This window comes from Mesorhizobium sp. P2_D5 (assembly GCF_056404355.1).
On the sequence record NZ_JBFUEE010000006.1, the window covers coordinates 318518 to 336893 of the forward strand.

The 18376-nt window shown below is 63.6% G+C and carries 19 protein-coding genes; 4 read left to right on the forward strand and 15 right to left on the reverse strand.

What is annotated here, in order from left to right:
* Positions 1–149 precede the first annotated feature (149 nt).
* The 5 genes from AC1DYW_RS25505 to AC1DYW_RS25525 all read right to left on the reverse strand — a co-directional run bounded on the left by AC1DYW_RS25505 (position 150) and on the right by AC1DYW_RS25525 (position 4656).
* Positions 150–665 carry a hypothetical protein gene (locus AC1DYW_RS25505; protein ID WP_095084540.1) on the reverse strand — a complete coding sequence of 172 codons (516 nt, stop codon included), beginning with the start codon at positions 663–665 and terminating at the stop codon, positions 150–152.
* Between the two features lie 67 nt (positions 666–732).
* Positions 733–1158, reverse strand: coding sequence for a hypothetical protein (locus AC1DYW_RS25510; RefSeq protein ID WP_477228036.1), 426 nt, complete (start codon positions 1156–1158; stop codon positions 733–735).
* A gap of 97 nt (positions 1159–1255) precedes the next feature.
* Entirely contained in the window at positions 1256–1864 is a 609-nt protein-coding gene (locus tag AC1DYW_RS25515; RefSeq protein WP_477228037.1) for a rod-binding protein, read from the reverse strand.
* Between the two features lie 220 nt (positions 1865–2084).
* Positions 2085–2525, reverse strand: coding sequence for a hypothetical protein (locus AC1DYW_RS25520; protein WP_477228038.1), 441 nt, complete (start codon positions 2523–2525; stop codon positions 2085–2087).
* Between the two features lie 151 nt (positions 2526–2676).
* Positions 2677–4656: a BTAD domain-containing putative transcriptional regulator gene (locus tag AC1DYW_RS25525; RefSeq protein WP_477228039.1), complete on the reverse strand. Its 1980-nt coding sequence runs from the start codon at positions 4654–4656 to the stop codon at positions 2677–2679.
* 224 nt (positions 4657–4880) lie between these two features.
* On the opposite strand from AC1DYW_RS25525, the gene AC1DYW_RS25530 reads away from it, so the two are divergent.
* Both AC1DYW_RS25530 and AC1DYW_RS25535 read left to right on the forward strand, forming a co-directional pair.
* Entirely contained in the window at positions 4881–5879 is a 999-nt protein-coding gene (locus AC1DYW_RS25530) for a DMT family transporter (RefSeq protein WP_477228040.1), read from the forward strand.
* Between the two features lie 136 nt (positions 5880–6015).
* Positions 6016–6795, forward strand: a complete 780-nt coding sequence (locus tag AC1DYW_RS25535) for a DUF1194 domain-containing protein (RefSeq protein ID WP_477228093.1) — start codon at positions 6016–6018, stop codon at positions 6793–6795.
* A 58-nt stretch (positions 6796–6853) separates the two neighbouring features.
* On the opposite strand, the gene AC1DYW_RS25540 is transcribed toward AC1DYW_RS25535, so the two are convergent.
* Genes AC1DYW_RS25540 through flhA form a run of 3 tightly spaced genes read right to left on the reverse strand, consistent with a single transcriptional unit; the run spans position 6854 to position 10076 of the window.
* Positions 6854–7237 carry a hypothetical protein gene (locus AC1DYW_RS25540; RefSeq protein ID WP_095084534.1) on the reverse strand — a complete coding sequence of 128 codons (384 nt, stop codon included), beginning with the start codon at positions 7235–7237 and terminating at the stop codon, positions 6854–6856.
* 2 nt (positions 7238–7239) lie between these two features.
* On the reverse strand, positions 7240–7992 hold the full coding sequence (gene fliR / locus AC1DYW_RS25545) for a flagellar biosynthetic protein FliR (RefSeq protein WP_477228041.1): 753 nt from the start codon (positions 7990–7992) through the stop codon (positions 7240–7242).
* The gene (gene flhA, locus AC1DYW_RS25550) at positions 7989–10076 is read right to left on the reverse strand and encodes a flagellar biosynthesis protein FlhA (RefSeq protein WP_184876557.1); all 2088 of its coding nucleotides are present in this window, start codon (positions 10074–10076) and stop codon (positions 7989–7991) included. Before flhA ends, fliR begins: the two co-directional genes overlap by 4 nt.
* Before the next feature lie 122 nt (positions 10077–10198).
* On the opposite strand from flhA, the gene AC1DYW_RS25555 reads away from it, so the two are divergent.
* Positions 10199–10498, forward strand: coding sequence for a putative quinol monooxygenase (locus tag AC1DYW_RS25555; RefSeq protein WP_477228042.1), 300 nt, complete (start codon positions 10199–10201; stop codon positions 10496–10498).
* 176 nt (positions 10499–10674) lie between these two features.
* Positions 10675–12456, forward strand: coding sequence for a chloride channel protein (locus AC1DYW_RS25560; RefSeq protein WP_477228043.1), 1782 nt, complete (start codon positions 10675–10677; stop codon positions 12454–12456).
* 26 nt (positions 12457–12482) lie between these two features.
* On the opposite strand, the gene AC1DYW_RS25565 is transcribed toward AC1DYW_RS25560, so the two are convergent.
* The 7 genes from AC1DYW_RS25565 to flgK form a co-directional block, all read right to left on the reverse strand.
* Positions 12483–14126, reverse strand: a complete 1644-nt coding sequence (locus AC1DYW_RS25565; protein WP_477228044.1) for an MFS transporter — start codon at positions 14124–14126, stop codon at positions 12483–12485.
* Positions 14127–14337: 211 nt separating this feature from the next.
* Entirely contained in the window at positions 14338–14604 is a 267-nt protein-coding gene (fliQ, locus tag AC1DYW_RS25570) for a flagellar biosynthesis protein FliQ (protein ID WP_095084529.1), read from the reverse strand.
* A gap of 22 nt (positions 14605–14626) precedes the next feature.
* On the reverse strand, positions 14627–15034 hold the full coding sequence (flgD, locus tag AC1DYW_RS25575; RefSeq protein ID WP_095084528.1) for a flagellar hook assembly protein FlgD: 408 nt from the start codon (positions 15032–15034) through the stop codon (positions 14627–14629).
* Entirely contained in the window at positions 15034–15477 is a 444-nt protein-coding gene (flbT, locus tag AC1DYW_RS25580) for a flagellar biosynthesis repressor FlbT (protein ID WP_457150816.1), read from the reverse strand. The genes flgD and flbT overlap by 1 nt, the downstream gene beginning before the upstream one ends.
* Positions 15474–15821, reverse strand: coding sequence for a flagellar biosynthesis regulator FlaF (gene flaF, locus AC1DYW_RS25585; RefSeq protein ID WP_477228045.1), 348 nt, complete (start codon positions 15819–15821; stop codon positions 15474–15476). Before flaF ends, flbT begins: the two co-directional genes overlap by 4 nt.
* Positions 15822–15852: 31 nt before the next feature.
* Positions 15853–16896 carry a flagellar hook-associated family protein gene (locus AC1DYW_RS25590; RefSeq protein WP_457150814.1) on the reverse strand — a complete coding sequence of 348 codons (1044 nt, stop codon included), beginning with the start codon at positions 16894–16896 and terminating at the stop codon, positions 15853–15855.
* 3 nt (positions 16897–16899) lie between these two features.
* Positions 16900–18354 (reverse strand): flagellar hook-associated protein FlgK, encoded by a 1455-nt coding sequence (flgK, locus tag AC1DYW_RS25595; RefSeq protein ID WP_457150813.1) that lies wholly within the window; start codon positions 18352–18354, stop codon positions 16900–16902.
* Positions 18355–18376 lie beyond the last annotated feature (22 nt).

Consider the following 18376-nt stretch of genomic DNA (forward strand, 5'->3'; position numbering starts at 1 on the left):
GCTCCATGCCGCGCTTTCGCGATCACGGTCGCATATAGCTTTGGGTTGACGTTTACGTCAACGCGGATTCCGGTGGCTGGTTCCTATCGCCGCAGCGGATGACGTCCCCGGTGTGACCGTGGCTTAGGCGCAGCGGCGAGCCGGGCTGCTCAATGTTCCTTGAATGCCTTGGTCATTTCCGCTGCCGTCTCGCTTTTCTTGCGGCGCAGCCAGTTGTCGCGGATTTCGTCCTTGCTCAGGAAATTGACCTGATCGATCAGAACCTCATGCACCAGAGTGGCGCCGACACGGGTGTTGACGGTATCTCGGATCGCGGCGCGGAAGGCATCGAGGTCGATCGTCGCCTTATTGGTGAAGTCGATCTGCGGATTGGAATAGAGGTAGGTATAGACCTGGTCCGTGATGAGCGCTTCCGCTGGAATGGACAGCTTCTTTATCTGCTCGGGCTCGACCGTGTAGACAAGCTTGGTCAGGAAATAGCCGCCGATCTGGGAATCGCGTATCAGCGGTACCGAAATGATGTCGGTCTTGACGTAGTCCAGGCCACCCAGCATCGGCTTCGGTGTCTCGCCGACACCGCGCTCGCCGGCTGCCTGGAACGAATAGAACACGGCGCCGAGCGTGGCGGCGCAGATCCAGACGGCGATGGCGATGACCTTGAGCATCAGGCCTTGTCATTTCCTGGCGATGGGAAAGCGGCACTATCTTTTTGGCTGGCCATAGTGTTCGGCATCATGCCTTCATCCAGCCGAACTCGCCGGCGGAATAGGTGCCGTCGGTTTCCGCGCGCTGGATGGCGTGCCGCAGCAGGCTGGCAACCTCGTTGACCGCGCTGAGGTGAGCCAGGATCGCCGCCTCGTTCTTGGCCAGCTTATGGCGCAGCCGGGTCAGGCCTTCGCGGTGCTGTTCGAGGAATTCGGCTTCGCTGCCGCCCCGCATGGCGCGCGTCAGTTCGTAGAGATAGCGGCTCTTGCGGGCGTTCGACGCCTTGAGATCATAATTGGTCGCGTTGCGGATGCCGGCCGTCTCTTCCTCGACCACTTCCTCGATGCGGCCGATGATGGCGGCAAGGTTGCCCGGGCGCGCGAACGGGATCGGCGCTTCCGACGCGGTCGTGCGTGCTGGCAGGTTGGCGGTGAATTCCGAAAAGTCGGCCATGAGAATCCCGGTCTGGTTAGATTGAACTCGGATACGCACTGTCTCAGTGTTTTGGCATGATCCTTCCCAAAACCGACTGCCGGTTTCGGGGGCATTCCTAGATCTTGATGTCTGTCTTGATGGCTATGTCGTCACCGGTGATCGACCGGGCCGCCTTGCGTTGCAATTCGTGGACCAGCGAGGTCGACAGGCTGTTCTGTTGATCGATCTCGGTCTTTTCCGGCCCGCCCGAAACCGGACCGACCGGCACGACGCGCTTGCCTTCGAGATAGTGGTCGGCGAGCATCGACTTGGCGATGCCGATGCCGCCGCGTTCGGCCATCACGTCGGCCACCCGCTCGGCAAGCTGCGATTTCCACATGTCGCCGGCGAGGCCCTTGCCGTAGACGCCTTCGGTGTCCTTGGGCAGCATGTTCTGGATGAAGGTCTGCAGCACCATCGCCTCGAACTTCTTGAACTTCTTGGCCGGGTCGGTCGTCGCGGCCTTGTCGGCGGTGGCCCGCGACAGGATCGAGCCGGCATCGACCGAAGCGGCGGTGTCGACCGAAAACGTCCCGGTAGCACCACCCGCGCGCTTGGTCAGCGCGGCACGGGCGGCCTCGATGTCCGTCGGGTCGACGGCTCGGGCCACATCCATAACGATGTCGCTGGGTGGAGAAATCGCCAAGAAAGTCCGCCTTTTATCGGTTTTCCTTAGCCAGACCATGCCTCAACAAGCTTGTGGCAGGCTTGCGCGGCGGGCATTGGTGGAACGCAGGCATGCTTCTTGGTCCCGTCGCCAACTGCCGACATCGCCAAGCCACCATTCGGACGTCGCGGTTTTGGCCGAAAGCGGAACGTCGGCTTCCTAAATGGCATGGCTAGAAAGCCTACCGTTGTATGCAGCGTAGTGAACCGACCGCAGGGACGCCGAACGGAGCGACGTCCTACTTCACCGTAATGGCCATACCGCTGAGATCGGCGTTGACCTGCATGCCTACCTGCTTGCCGGTGAGCTCGAGTTGGGCGCCCTTGTCGTTGGTCATGACGATCACCTGGGCCCCTTTGCCGAGCGCACCGCCACCGCCCGCCGCCCCATAGACCCCCGTTACATCCCGGACGCGGCGAATGTGGCGAACGGTACCTTGGAAGTAGGTCTTGGAAACCCCGAAGGCGAGGCCGCCTGAGATGCCGCCGACAGAGACGGGATAGCGGCGGCCATGGAAGGTCAGCGTGCCTTCGCCTCCAGAGCCACCCACAAAGAAGGCAGCCTTGTAGACGGAGAAGCGGATCGTCCCGCTGTCGGCATGCGCGGCGCTGGCAAGGCTTACGCCCGCAGTGGCGATGGCGGCAAACGCGACTGAACGAAATGTCGACGAAATCTTCATGATGAGAACTCCTTAAGATCGCCGCTTACCCATCGGGCACGTCAGCGTCGTATCAGAGGTGAACAGTCTGGCCGGTCATTTGTTCCAAGCACGCGGACTGAATCCGGCTGCGAGATGGCCGCCACGATCCCGGTCGCGTAGCCAGGTTCCACTAGGAAGCAGGAAGGCCAGCCCTCGACAGCATTTCAAGGAACCTCGCGTGATGATGATCCTTCACATAGCGTGGCACAAAGCCGGGGCAGACATTACCGAGGTTGAGATGAGGAAGCTGTGACAGGCAATGATGGATGGCCCGTGTCGCTTCTTCGTTGTTTCCGGTTGCCGAAGCGGCGGCGGCCCAATAAAGGGCGCCACGAACGAAGCCCGGCTTTGTCCTGACCACTTTGCGAGCGACTTCGAGCGCGCGCCGGTCGTCTCCGCCGGCGAACAGTGCCACAGCCAGGCCATGGTGACGCCAGAAATCGATGACGTCATACGTGCCGAGCCGGATTGCCTCGTTGGCCTCACGCACTGCTTCACTAACCTGTCCGCGCAATGCAAAGAGCATCGAAATATCGCCGTGGCCACTCGGATAGCTTGGGTTGAGGCTGATCGCATGTTGGCATTCGGCAATCGCCTCGTCGATTCGGCCGGAACTTTCGAGAGCGAATGACAGGATGCAGCGGGCAATTTCGTCGTCGGGCACTGCCCGTACCGCTGCTTCCGCAAGCTCAACCGCACGCTCGATCTGCCCTGGCTCGCGAGGCAGCGCGCCAAACGCCACGCCCATGGAAATTACAATCGAAAGCGTCCGCTGTGCACGGGCGTTGTCGGGGCCCATCGAAACCGCCTTCTCGGCAAGCTCTATCCCGACCAACAGTGAGTCCCGGGTCATCTCAAAATACTTCATCAGAGCTTCGTTCACCAACCTGCGCACTTCAGGGGCGCCCGGCGGGCTCTTGTCGCGAACCTTCCAGTTGGTCAGTTGAAGTTCGAGGATCACAGCCAGCACAACCGACTGTGCGATCCGGTCCTGGAATTCGAGCGCGTTCTCCGAGTGGCCGTCGAACTTCTGGGCCCAGACATTATGGCCGCTGCCAGCATCGACAAGCTGGACGTTCACCCTCAGCCCGTTGCCGGATCGCTGGATGCTGCCGCTGAGCATGTATCGCGCCCGGAGCATTCCGGGCGTTTGGGATTCATCGCCGCTCTTGTCCTTGGACGGAAGCGCGGAGAGCACGACATAGTCGGCCACCTCGGAGAGGGCCGTGGTTATGTCCTGGACGAGCCCCCTGGCGAAAAAGTCGTCGCCTCGCTTTCCGGTCAGGTTGACGAAGTCGGCAACGCTGATGGAGGGGCGCCCGGGGCGCTGGCCGGCCGGAGCACCATTTGCCGGTTGCAGATTTGACGTCGTGTCGGCGGCAGATAGCAGGGATTGCCAAAGCGCCCGCGTCTCAGGGCTGGTTTCAACGCCGAACTCCTTCTTCAGCATGCTCCTGCAAGCCTCATACGTCCTTATCGCCCTGTCGCGCTGGCCACACGCGGCGAGCAATTCCATCTTGAGCCGATAGGACTCCTCCCGCGTCGGTTCCATGGCCAGAACTCGATCCGCCAGGGCGAGTCCGGCCTCTGTGTCCACGAGGCGGGCGAGTTTTTCGAAGGACTCAAGCGCGCGGCCCAGCAGCCTGTCGCGTTCAGCCGCCGCCCAGTCGTCGAAAGCGTTGCTCCCCAGATAAACCCCATCAAGAAATGGTCCGGTGTAGTGCGCCAGAGCCGTCTCGAGTTCCGGCGCGGAACGCGCGGAGAGCCCGGATTCAAACTCCTCGACGTCAACTCGAACCGCATCCGGCCTGAGGCCGATCAACTCCCTCCGGGAATGCACGATATCCACACCCGCCCGTGATAGATCACGGCGTAGAACGCTGAGGGTTTGCCGCAGGCTGTTGCGCGAGTGTTCGCTGTCGCTATCGCCCCATAGCAGATCAGCCAGTCTTTCCCTTGTCGCCGCCATGCCCGGGCAGCGGGCCAGATAGGCAATGATCGCGGGGCCCCGCTTCCCGGTCAACCAGAGTGGACCGACAGTTTCCTTTTCAATCCGGAAGCCGCCGAAGAGTGAGATTTTGCTTGCGGCGACGCTGTCCTCACTTTGCATTTTCTTAAAAGCTTCCCAGCCTGACGAAATCCTAACTCAAAACTAACGCTTCGCAACCGGTAGAACCACGCATTCAAGCGCTCCTGTGACGGCAGATCAATTAAGGCATCGCTTAAGTAGGGGCACCTGAACGAAACACCGGTCGTAGCGGACCGAACCGGGCGCCCTGAAGTGGCTGGAGCCATCGCAAACCGCGACGGGCTTTAGTCCGAGGGATGCGGTGTATGTCCAAGCTTAGGGCCAATTTGCTGCTGCTGTTTGCCGCTGCTCTATGGGGCTTGGGCAATGTCGCGCAAAAGACAGTGCTTGTTCATCTCGACGCGCTGAGTGCCGTCGGCCTGCGTTGCCTGATCGGTGGGCTGCTGGTGCTGCCCTTTGTCTTGACCGAAAGGCGACTGCCTGCCGGGCCGGGCCATTTCTCCAGCCTGGCCAGGGTGGGTGCGCTGTTTGCCATCTCCATCACGCTTCAGCAGCTTTGCTATCTCGGCGCCACTGTCACAAATGCAAGCTTCCTGGTGAGCACCGCAACTGTGATGACACCACTGGCCGCCTGGCTGCTCATCGGCGAACGTCCGACAGCGAGTCTTGCAGCCGCCGCCGGGCTGACCATGGTCGGTGCTCTGCTTTTGTCCGGCGGGTTCGCCAGTCTCAGCAGCGGCGATCTCACCGCCATCCTGTCGGCTGCCTGCTATGCGCTCTGGATGGTCGAGCTCGGCCGGCACATGCAGACCCATGCGCGGCCGTTCACCGCGGCGGCGACACAGTTCCTCGGCGCCGCCGCCTTCGCCCTGCCGCTCGGGGCAATGCAAGGCAACCTTTCACTGGCCGCGGCATTTGCAGCCGGCCCGGAACTGGCGGTCCTCGGCGTGTTCTCCACCGCGATCGCTTTCGGCATACAGATTGCCGCACAGCGCTTTACCTCCGCTAGCCATGCCGCCGTGATCGTCAGTGCCGAAAGCGTCTTCGGGGCTCTAGGCGCGGCGATCTTGCTCGGTGAGCGGAACTCACCCGCAGGCGCACTGGGCGCCGCGATCATTCTCGGTGCGATCCTGTCCGTCGCAATGTCGAACCGAACGCCGCGGGCGCGCGCGCCCCTGCTGACCGGCCCGATTCCGCCCTTCCACGTGGCCCCTGCCTTTGCCGCGGCGCCTGCGGCCTGGGCGGGCCATCGTCCCGCTGCCAATTCAGATCCAATGGAGGAACGTGATGAGCCTAAGCGGTGATGCGAACGTGTTGCCAAGCGGACCGCCACTCAGCACAGGGCCCATGGTCTCGGTCGGCGGCCGGACCTGTCGCGAGGGCACTGTAATGGTGGCGCTGGCAAGCTTTCTGGCGCGAGTGATACGCAGCGGCATTCTGATGCCGACGGTCAGAGCGCTGGCAAAGCGGGCCAGCTCATATTTGAGACTGGCGGGAACGCTTGTCGCCTCGGTGTTTTGGGGGCTGCAGGCACATGCCGCCAATGTTGATGTTGCTGTCGTATTCGCAGTCGATTACTCGTCTTCGATTGATCCGGAGATTGCTGACCTGCAGCGGGAGGGACATGCCGCAGCGCTCACTTCGCCCGAGATCATCGCGGCCATCACCCGAAATTATGTTGGCTGCATCGGCGTGGCCTACTTTGAATGGTCGAGCCCGGGGCACACACGCATGGTGCTGCCATGGACAAGCATCTGCGGGCTGGAAGATGCCAAGGCGGCTGCGTCGGTGATCAACAAGAGAGGCGATACCGGCAATATTCGCAGAGGGCGAAGCGGAACATCCGTTTCCTCGGCCATCGACGTCGGAAGTCTTCTGCTCGACCAGTTTCCTGGAAAGGCGGCCAAGAAAGTAATCGACATCTCTTCCAATGGTGAGAACAACGACGGACTTCCTGTTCAGCCGAGCAGGCTGAACGCCATTGCCAAGGGATACACGATCAACGCGATCGCCATTCCAACGGAAGATGAGAATCCCGACCAACCATTGGCATCCTATTTTGCCAAATTCGTCATTGGCGGATCCCAAGCTTTTGTCATAACGCCGAAGGGGCCAAACGACTACACTATGGCTCTTCGCCGCAAGCTGGTCACTGAAGTTAGCATGAACGTCGACCGGCAATTCCCGCAGCAGGCGGATGGGCGCTCTTCGCAACCCTAATTCCGGACATTGAGAGGATTGGTCTGGCAGATTTGGGCCAACTATCAGCACCCAGGCACTACTCTGCGCTCCGCTTCTGCGCGATCAGGTCGAGGCGCTCGCGGTCGGAGCGTTCGCGCTCGTCGCGGTTGCGCACGTCCTTGTAGGCGCGCTCGACCATGTTGGTGCGTGCGGTTGCCGCGGCGATGAGGCTGGCTTCCTGCCTGGCGCTTTCGAGGCTCGCCTCCTGGCGCCCGACCGCGCTGGCAATGCGGCGATGGTAGAGATCGGGAAACACGCCGGAGAGGGAATCGGCACGGTCGAAATGCCCGACCAAATCCCGGGCTTCGGTCTCGGCGGCGCCGGCCGCGGCAAGGAAGGTGGCGTGGCGGGTTTCGTGCAGCGCCTTCAGCTGCTCCTGCACCTTGACCAGTTTCTTCAGGCGGTCCCTGCGCGTGCTCATGGCTATCGTGCCAATGTCAGGTCGACAAAGCCGGCGACGAACAGCGAGAGCATGGTGCCGACGGCAAAGTAGAAGATGATCATGCCGCCGGCGATGATGAAGGGCTGCGAGATGAAATAGATCGGGATCTGCGGGGTCAGCTTGTTGACGAAGCCGATCGTCAGATTGACGAGAATGGCATAAGCGACAAACGGACTGCCGAGGCGGATGACCAGGAAGAACGTGTCCGATACCGTGTCGGTGACATCGACGAGTGCGGCCTGCGGGTTGAAGAAGATGTTGACCGGCGCCACCGTGTAGGAGGTCACCAGCGCGCGCACTATCTCGTGGTCGAAATCGAAGACGAACAGCATCAACAGGGCCGAGAACGAGATGATGGCGGCAAGCGCTGCCTGCGGTTCCGGCTCCTCGATCGCCGGTCCGCCGGTGCCGCCATAGCCGATCAGCATGGCGATGGCCGAGCCCATGAAGCGCAAGGCTTCCATGTAAAGCCTGGTCATGGCGCCGATCAGCCCGCCGACCAGGAGTTCCGAGATGATCATCGGCACCAGGATCTGCGGTCGCGGATCGACGAAGGGAAAGATGCGGTCCCACAGGAAGGCGAGCAGGCCGCCAGTGGCGGCGACCGCCACGAACAGCCTGACCTGGACCGGGACGCGGGCGCTGGACAGGCCGGGCATCAGCATGAAGCACGCGCCGATGCGGCAGAAGGCGAGGAACGCCGCGATGACGACGCCTTGCGAGAGAACGCTCACGATATGGTCCCGAGCACCCTGATCTCGACGCCCTTGGCGATCTCGACGTGGCTGAGCACCGGCAGCGTGGTGAACAGCCGCTCGATGATCATGCGCACATAGGGGCGGGCGTCGGGCGCGGTGACCAGCACGAAGCGCTCGCCGGCTTCCAGATGTTTCTTGATCGCCTTGGTCGCGTCCTGGCCGAACTCTTCCAGCTGGCGCGGATCGATGTCGAACTCGCGCACCTCGCCCTTGGCGTCGCGCTTGAGGCTCTGGTGAAATGCGAGGTCCCAGCGATTGCCGAGGCGCAGCACCTTGAGCACGCCCCCTTCCGAGAGGTCGCCGCAGATCTGCTGCGCCATGCGGATGCGGACATGCTCGACGATCTGCTCGGTGCGGCGCACATGCGGCGCGATCTCGGCGATAGCCTCGATGATCAGATGCAGATTGCGGATCGAGACCCGTTCGGCGAGCAGCAGCTTCAGCACCGCCTGCAGGCCGGGATAGGAGATGTGCGTGGTGCAGATCTCGTCGGCGAGCTTACGGTATTCCTGGTCCTGCCGCTCGAGCAGCGCCTTCATGTCCTTGTAGGACAGAAGCTGCGGCAGGTTGTTGCGGATGACCTCGGAGAGATGGGTGAGCAGCACCGACATGTTATCGGCGAAGGTGTAGTTCTCGCGCTTCAGGTCTTCGGCGAAGGTTTCGACCACGGAATAGGCGCGCATGCCGAAGGCCGGCTCGCGGATTTCCTCGCCCGGTATTTCGGGAATATCGCGGTTGCCGAGCAGCACCATGATCTCGCCGACGCGCATCTGGTATTCGGCCACCACGGTGCCGTGCACCTTGATCTGGTAGCTCTTCGGCGGGATGGCGAAATCGTCGGCAACCCGCACTTCCGGCACGACGAAGCCGTATTGCGTGGCAAACTTCTTGCGCATCTTGGACATGCGGAAAACCAGTTCCTGATGCGACACCAGCAGCCGCGTCGACAGCTGCTTGCCGATCAGCAGCTCGATCTCGGCGGTGGCGAGCGATGCCTTGACCGAGTTCTTTTCCTCTTCGACCTTGGTCGCCTTCTCCTGGTCCTTGATCGCTTCGGCGGCGGCGACGGCGCGGTTGTGGCGCATCGGAATGATGTAGCCGAGGCCGGCCATGCCAGCGGCCAGCGCAAAGAATGGAAACAGCGGCAGGCCGGGCATCAGGCCGAGCAGCACCAGCAGCGATGCCGCCACATAGAGCGCACGCGGATGGGCGCCGAGCTGGCCGAACACCGCCTGGTTGGTCGAACCGCGCGTGCCGCCCTTGGACACCAGCAAGCCGGCAGCCAATGAGACGATCAGCGCCGGGATCTGGGTGACGAGGCCGTCGCCGACGGACAGCTTGATGAACACGTCGGCGGCTTCGCCCATGCCCATGCCGTGCCTGATATAGCCGATGGCGATGCCGCCGACGATGTTGATGGCGGTGATGATGAGGCCGGCGATGGCGTCGCCGCGGACGAATTTCGAGGCGCCGTCCATCGAACCGAAGAAGGAGGATTCCTCTTCCAGCTCACGGCGGCGCAGTTGCGCTGTCTTGTCGTCGATCATGCCGGCGGAGAGATCGGCGTCGATCGACATCTGCTTGCCGGGGATGGCGTCGAGGGTGAAGCGGGCGCCGACCTCGGCGATACGGGTGGCGCCCTTGGTGATGACGATGAAGTTCACCACGATGAGGATCATGAAGACGATGAGGCCGATGACGAAGTCGCTGGCCATCACCAGCTTGGAGAAGCCGGCGATGACGTAGCCGGCCGCGTGCGTGCCTTCATTGCCATGCGACAGGATCATGCGCGTGGTGGCGATGTTGAGCGACAGCCGCAGCATGGTGGCGATGAGCAGAACGGTCGGGAACGACGAGAAATCGAGCGGTCGCTGGATCCACAGCGCGACCATCAGGATCAGCACCGAAAGCGCGATCGAGAAGGCGAGGCCGATGTCGATGAGAAAGGCCGGGATCGGCAGGAACAGCACGGCCAGGATGATGACGATGCCGATGGCGAAGAAGACGTCGCGGCCGTTCTTGGCCACTGCGCCGGGCTGGATGCTTTCGCTGATCGCCATGTCGTCCCCAAAATGCCAAGCCTGCCCGCGCGGCAGCCTTGTGAGCCTAACCGGCCAAGCTTGCGCGAGGGTGGGAGACTGGCTACTGGGCTCTCGACCGCCGCTTCCAAAAAGGAAATCCCATGCTCCTGATCATCGGCACCATCCGCTTGCCGCCGGAAAAGCTCGGGGAAGCGAAGCCCGCGATGGAGCGCATGGCCTCAGCCAGCCGCGCCGAGCCCGGTTGCCTCGAATATTCCTATGCGCAGGATGTGTTCGATGCCGGGCTCATCCGTGTCACGGAGGTCTGGAGCGACAGGGCAGCGCTCGACGCGCATTTCCGCTCGCGGCACCTTGCGGACTGGCGCGCGAGCTGGCCGGCACTTGGCATCGGCGAGCGCAATCTGGTGCTCTATGAGGCCGGCGATCCCAAGCCGACCTGATCGATCTGTCAGCCAGCGGCAGCCGTTCGCGTTCCAACAGAGCCAGCCGCGGCCGCAGCCGGTCGCCCCATGCCACAATGGCGCCTTGTCTGTCGCCAATGTGGTTGCCATGCCGTGTCGCCGGGCGTATCAGGCGGGCTTTCCACTGCCTCTTCCGATATCGGCGAGCCGCCCCGGTGCTTTCCAGAAACCACAGCGAAGTCTACGCCCGCCGGCTGCGCTCGGTGCTGATCAGATCGGTGCCGCTGCTCGAGGCGCGCGGCATCGCCGTGGTCGTCCTGGCCGGTGTCGTCGGGGTGATGGCAGGCATCCTTGTCACGGCGATGAGCCAGATCGTGCAGGACCTGCACGGGCTGCTGTTCGGCGTTCAGCCCGGTGGCCGGCTTTCCGGCATGTTCTCGCTCGCCAACCCGATGCAGGCGCTGATACCGGCGATCGGCGGCATCCTGCTCGGGCTGACGGTGATCTGGCTCAGACTGCGCAAATTCCGCACGCCGATCGACCCGATCGAAGCCAACGCGCTCTATGGCGGGCGCATGTCGCTCACCGACACCTTCATCATCGCCGGTCAGACGATGATCTCCAGCGGTTTCGGCGCCTCGGTCGGGCTGGAAGCCGGCTACACGCAGGTCGGGTCCGGCCTGGCGTCGCGGCTGGCAGGCATCTTCCGGCTGCGCCGCAACGATGTCCGCATCCTGGTCGGCTGTGGCGCCGCCGGCGCCATCGCCGCCGCCTTCGATGCGCCACTGACGGGCGCCTTCTATGGTTTCGAACTGGTGATCGGCATCTATTCGGTCGCCAATGTCGCGCCTGTCATGACCGCCGCGATCTCAGCCTCGCTGACGGCGGAAGTGTTCGGCGGCGTGCCGTTTCCGCTCGAGCTTTCGGGCCTGCCGGCGCTGACCGCCAGCCAGTACGTGCCGTTCCTGCTGCTCGGCCTGCTCGGCGGTGCGGCCTCGATCGCCATCATGCATCTGGTGACGCTCATCGAACGCGGTTTTGCCAGGCTGTCGATCGATGCGTCGCTGCGCCCCGTCATTGGCGGTGTCATCGTCGGGCTGCTTGGGCTAATCACGCCGCAAGTCCTGTCCAGCGGCCATGGCGCGCTGCATCGCGAATTCGCGATGAACTACGGTCTGGCTGTGGTGGCCAGCGTCTTCGTTTTGAAACTGGCGGCGTCCGCCATCTCGTTGGGCTCGGGCTTTCGCGGCGGGCTGTTCTTCGCCTCGCTGTTCCTCGGTGCACTGCTTGGCAAGGCGTTTGCCGGTGTGATGGCGCTTGTCTCGCCGGCCACCGGCATTGATCCCGCTGTTGCCGCCGTCGTCGGCATGACGTCGCTCGCCGTCGGCGTCGTCGGCGGCCCGCTGACGATGACCTTCCTGGCGCTGGAATCGACCCGCGACCTGACGCTGACCGGTGTCGTGCTGGCGGCTTCGATCATGTCGGCCATCCTGGTGCGCGAGACGTTTGGCTACTCCTTCTCGACATGGCGCTTCCATCTGCGCGGCGAGACCATCCGCAGCGCCCACGACGTCGGCTGGATGCGCAGCCTCACCGTCGGCTCGATGATGCGCAAGGACATCAAGACCATCCATGCCTCGACGACGCTGGCGGCCTTCCGCAGTCAAGTGCCGCTCGGTTCGGCCCAGCGCATCATTGCCGTCGACGCGGGCGATCACTATGTCGGCGTGCTGATCGTGGCCGAGCTGCACAGCGATCCTTCCGATGGCGAGGTGGCGGTGCGCGATCTTGCCAAGTACAAGGACGCGGTGCTGGTGCCGAGCATGAACGTGCAGTCCGCCGCCGAGACCTTCCAGCGCGCCGGCGCTGAAGAGCTCGCCGTGGTCGAGGATTTCGCTGACCGCATCGTGCTGGGACTGTTGACCGAAGGCCATCTGATGCGGCGCTATGCCGAGGAACTCGACAAGGCGCGCAGGGACCTGTCGGGCGAAGGGTAGTGCATGCCGCCCAAAGGTGGGCCCGGTTAGTGCTCGATCGGTCCCTTGGCCATCACGAGCGCCGTGCCCGCGGTCGTCGGGCGCTCGATCATGCGGCGCACGCGCGGCAGTTCGTCGCCGCTGTGCAGCGCCCGCAAGCGGTCGCCGATGATGGCGTCGGCATGGGTGATGCGTCCATTGTGACGCACATATTCGAGCCAGGTCGGCGTATGATAGTGCTCGATCCAGATCGCCGGATTTTCGAGGTCGCGCGCCAGCGTCCAGTTGCGGGCGCCGTCACGGCGGCGGATGCGGCCGCGTTCGGCCATGGTGGCGAGGAACTCCGGCACGTCCTCGTCGCGGATGATGTATTCGATCATGATGGCGATCGGACCGCTGCGCGGCTTCAGGTCGAGCGCAAGGTGCGGCTCCTTGAAGCGGTTGAGCGGATCGAGGTTGAGCACCTGCTGCTGCGGCAGCGGCAGCAAGAAGCCGATGGCGCCGCCGGCCAGCATGGCGATGCTGGCCGCGATCAGCGCGGTTTCGGCGCCATGCGCATCGGCGACGACGCCCCAGATCCAGCTGCCGAGCGCGATGCCGCCGAAGGTCGCGGTCTGATAGACCGACAGCACCCGGCCGACCACCCAGCGCGGTGTCGCCATCTGCACGGTGACGTTGAAATGCGAAAGGGCGATCACCCAGCAGGCACCGCCGACAAGCAGGCCGAGCGACGTCTGCCAGGCGTGATGGCTGACGGCGGCATTGAAGGCACAGGCGGCAAAGCCGGCGAATGCTGAGCGCACCATCGTCTCGCTGGACAGCAGCTGCCGCAGCCTGACGCTGATCAAGGCGCCACCGACCGCGCCGATGCCGAAAGCGCCGAGCATGATGCCGTAGGTCAGGGCATCGCCCTTGACGACATCGCGCGCCACCAGCGGCAAGAGCGCCAGCACCGCGCCGGCGCTGAAGCCGAAAGCCGCGCCCCTGACCAGCACCTTGCCGATGTTGGGCGACATGGCGACATAGCGCAGGCCGGCGCCCATGGCCGCGCCCAGCGACTCACGCGGCAAGGTCGAGACCGGCAGGTCCGGCTTCCAGCGCGCCAGCACGACGATCAGGCCGATATAGCTCACCGCGTTGGCCGCGAAGGCCGCCGCCGCGCCGGCGGCGGCGACGATGATGCCGCCGATCGCCGGGCCGACGCTGCGGGTCAGGTTGAAGCCCATCGAGTTGAGCGCGACGGCGGCCGGCACCTTGTTGCGGGGCACGATGTCGCCGACGGAGGCCTGCCAGGACGGGCTGTTGAGCGCCGTGCCGCTGTCGATCAGGAAGGTGAAGGCCAGCAGCGTCCACGGCGTCATCAGGCCGGCATAGGTGAACAGGGTCAGAAGCACCGAGACTACCAGCATGAAGGTCTGGGCGACCAGCATCACATTGCGCCGGTCGAAACTGTCGGCGATGGCGCCGGCGACGAGCGCAAACAGCATGATCGGCAAGGTGGTCGAAGCCTGGACCAGGGCCACCTGATAGGACGAGGTGGCGATCGTCGTCATCATCCAGGCGGCGCCGACGCCCTGGATCAGGCCACCGAAATTCGAGACGAGACTTGCGGCCCATACGGCGCGGAAAATGCCGTGCCGGAAGGGCGCCAGCGCCGAAACGCTCTCGCTTTCCGGCTTTTCGTCAATCATCGGTGGGTCCCTGCCATGTCGTGCCTGCTCGTCAGACGATCCGTTTGCTCAGATCATTTGCCGAAAGTAGGGCATGGCGGTTGAAAGGGCGAACACCTTTCGAAAAAGATCATGGTCCAACAATGGGATAGAGGCGGTCCACGTCTCCATTCCGCGCCGGTCAAGGATCCCGATGGTTCGGCACGGACCTGCGCGGCTTTCGTCGGCTTGCTCAGAATCCGTTCTGGATGCGCTCGAAGATGACGTTGGTGAAGGCCGATATCTGGCTGCCGATGAAGGGGCCGGTTAGTGCCACCACCAGCATGATGGCGACGATCTTGGGCACGAAGGTCAAGGTGATCTCCTGGACCTGCGTCAGCGCCTGGATAAGGGCGATGCCGATGCCGACCGCCATCGCGACCAGCACCACCGGAGCGGACGCAGTGAGCACCGTCCACACCGCGTACTGGACGATGTCGAGAGCGTCGGCCTCGTTCATCGGACTGGCCCTGCCGGAAGCGTCAGCTCGCGGCCTTGATCGAGACGCCCGGGCCGACCGCGACCTCGGTGCCGTTCTGCAGCACCGCGATCAGGCCGCTGCTGGCGAGGCGCACCGACGCCACCGTGCCCGTCGTCTTGCCGTCGGCGGAGGTTATCGAGCGCCCGATCAGCGCATCGGCCTGCGACAGCGCCGACGACGACATGATCTGGTCGAGCTTGGTGTTGGTCTGCACCGATTGTTCGACCTGCGAGAAGGTGGCGAGCTGGGCGACGTACTGCGTCGAATCCATCGGCTTGGTCGGGTCCTGGTTCTTCATCTCGGCGATCAGAAGCTTCAGGAACGACTGGTAGTCGACCGCTGTCTTCGAGGTCTGCTGGCTGGCCTGGTTGGCGCCAGTCGGTATCGTCGTCGTCATGTCCACGTTCATCAGTATCGTGCTCCCACAGCCAACGGGCGCGCAGCACCCGGAACATAGTCATTGTCGCCAAGCGCGCGGCGTTCGAGCGGATAGAGCGCGCGGATGGCCTTCAGCGCCTCGTAGATATGATCCTCGCCGACCATGCGGTCGATCTGTTTCAGTCCAGCGCAGATCTGGGCGTCCTCGAAGCTTGCCAGCAGCAGCGGCAGCGAACGCCGGAACATGTCGCGCGCCTCGGCCGCGCCGGCCGGATTCATCAGCATGACCTGCAGGATGAAATACAGCTGCTTGAGCGGCGTCGAGGCGTCTTCGGCCTGGATCACATGGCTTTCGAGCAGGAACTGCACGTCGTTCATCAATTCGACGGTGACCTTGCGGTCGACGCGGATAACGGCGCCGTTGATGTAGATCTTCTCGTTCGGCTTCAGCGATATCTTCAACGTGTTGGTCATTGAATGCCGTCCCTGATGATCTGGGACACCTCGATCAGCCCTTCGAAATTGTTGGTGCGGCCCTGGCGAATGTCCTCTGCCTCGCGCAGCAGCCACAGGCCGATGGAGATGAGGTTGGCGCGCAGTTCCTTGGGCAGGGCGTTGTCGCTGGAGCCGAGATCTTCGACGAAGGCGGTCCAGACGCGGTTGGTGAAATGCAGCGCCTCGACCGCTTCCATCGAGCCGAGGCCGGCGGCGGCCGCCGCCGACAGCATGTCGATCGAACGGGTCAGGAGCTCCCGCTCGCGGTCCTTGGCGTCGGCGACGGAGGTGCTCTGGATATCGGCGTAGGAGAATTGGTACATCGGTGGGGCTCTACCGTTCCGTTAAGCGTTGTCAGGTCAGGTAATTCAACAGGCTGAGCTGCTGCAGGCGCGCGGTCAGTGCGAAGGACGTTTCGATGTGCTGTGTCAGGTCTGCAACCCGGGTCGCGGCCTCGGCCGGATCGACGCCTTCCAGATCGAGAATGTGCCGTTCGAAAAGGTCGACCTGCGTTTTCATGCGGTCGTTCGCATCGGAAACCCGCTTCTGGACGATGCCGGTCTCGGACTGAATCTGGCCAATACCGCTCAGCGCTTCGCCGACCAGTGCCGTGGAGCGGCTGACGACCTTGTTCTTCGCGGCCTGGCTGATGTTGCTGGACATCAGGCTGGAGACCATGGCCGCCGCCATGGCGAGCTTCTGGATGCCGTCGCTGTTGGCGCTGGTCGAAGTCGGGGTGGTTTCGTTCAGGGCGATGCGGCTGACGATCTGCTGGTCGGTGGCGTTCGACCAGTTGCCTTGCCAGCCCGCGCCCATGAATTGCGGCACGACGTCGTTGGTGATGAAGTCGTCCATCTGGGTAGCGGTGATGTTGGCCGCTGCAGGGTCATCCTGGGTGAAACCGAAATTGGCAACGAAGGCGGCATCGAAGGCCGCCTTGGCGGGCGAGCCGGCCGCGGTGAAGTCGTTGATCGGCTTGACGTCGGTGTTGGTGCCGGCAAACAGGTACTCGCCATTGACGCTGGTGTTGAGGATCGAGGTCAGCTGCTGGATGGTCGCCTTGCCCGAGGCTTGGGTGAGACTGTTGGAAGAATCGCTCGATGACGCGGTGGTCAGGGCGGACAGAAAGGACTGCGCCGCGGTCGAGAGCTGGCTAAGCGAGGTCTGCGTCGAAGACAAGCGGGAGCCGACGAGGCCGTTGGAGTCGATGATGACGTTGAGACGGTCGAGATCGCGCGAGAAGGTGACGGACTGCGCGGTGCGCGCTCCGAGAGCCAGGCCGACATCGGCGACCCTGCCGGTCGAGGACTCTTTGGTGGCTTTGACAAGCTCCGCCTGCATGCGCATCTGCTGGGAGCGCATGGCGTTGGATATGGCGGCTGACGAGACTGAAGTCATGGATTATCCCACCGCGTTGAGCAAGGCCGTCATCATGTCGTCGACGGTTTTCATCATCCGGGCCGATGCCTGATAGGTGTGTTCGAGGTCGAGCAGCAGGGACATTTCCTGGTCGACATTGACGCCGGTCGCGTTGGACAGCGCCTCGGCGCTGCGCGATGCCAGCGCTTCCTTGGCGTCGGAGGCGGTCGATGCCTGCTGGCGCACGCCCTCGAACCAGCCGATCGAGTTGGCCGCGTAGTCGGAAACGCTGGACGTTGCCGAAACCCCGGCGGCCGGGTCGAAGGCCATCGGCTTGTCGAGCCGGTCGCCATAGGCGACCAGAAGGTCGGAATAGGAGGCGCCGCCGCCGGTGTTGGCGACATAGGCGGCACCATTGGCACCGCCATCGCGCAGCAGCGTCGGATTGCCGCCGGCGCTTGGGTCCATCGCCGCATTGACGCTGATCGATCCGGCAAGGCCGTTGACCAGCGTGCCGGCTGCCGGCACCGCCGGCGCACCGGACCAGGTGAACAGGCCGGCTGCATTGGGCAGCGCAGGCGCGGTTTCGGCAAAAGCCGTGATCAGGCCGCGCGCGGTTTCGTCGAGCTGGCTCTGCATGGTCGAGGCGACACTGTCGCGCAATTGGAGCAGGCCGGCGAGCTTGCCGCTGGCGCTGGTGTTGCCGCCGGCTCCCGCCGAGATCGGCACATTGTCGATATAGACCGCGTTGCCTGCGGCACCGGCGGTGTAGCCGGCCGACGGCGCGAAGCTGACCGTGCGCGGAATGGTTTCGAACAGCGTCGTGCCGTCGCCAGTGGTGACGACCATGTCATTGTCGCCGCGCGTGAAGGTCGAGACCGGGATATAGTCAGATATCTTCTTCAAAAGCGCATCGCGCTGGTCGAGCGCATCGGAGACATCGGTGCCGGAACGGGTTCCGGAAATGACAGCGGTGTTGGCATCCTGGAACTGGCTGAGCAGCGAGTTGAGGTCGTCGACCGCCGTGGCGATCTGGCCGTCGGTCTGGGTGCGGAAATCCTGGATCGCCGTGGAGCCCTCGTTCAGGGATCGCACGACCTGCCTGGCGGCATCGACGACGCTGGCACCGAGATTCTGGTTGGACGGCGAGGTGGCATAGAGCTGCAGCGCCTGCTGCAGATTGCCGATCGCGGTCGAGGGCGAGGACGCATTGTCGACGCCATTGACCGATACCCCCAGCTGATCCATGCCGCTGTAGAGCGCGTTCTGGCCGCTCCAGGCCGACAGCGCGCTGAGGTTCTGGCGGAACAGCAGGTCGTTGGCGGCGCGCCGGATATCAACCGAACGCGCGCCCGGCGCCGTGCTTGTGACGACGGCCTGGCGGCGCGAATAGTCCGGATTGTCGGCGTCGGCGACATTGCGCGAGACGACGCTGGTCTGCCGCGCGGTGTTCATAAGCGCCGATTGGGCGATGCTCAGTGCAGTGGACAACGACATGCGGGTCTTTCACGGGGAGTGC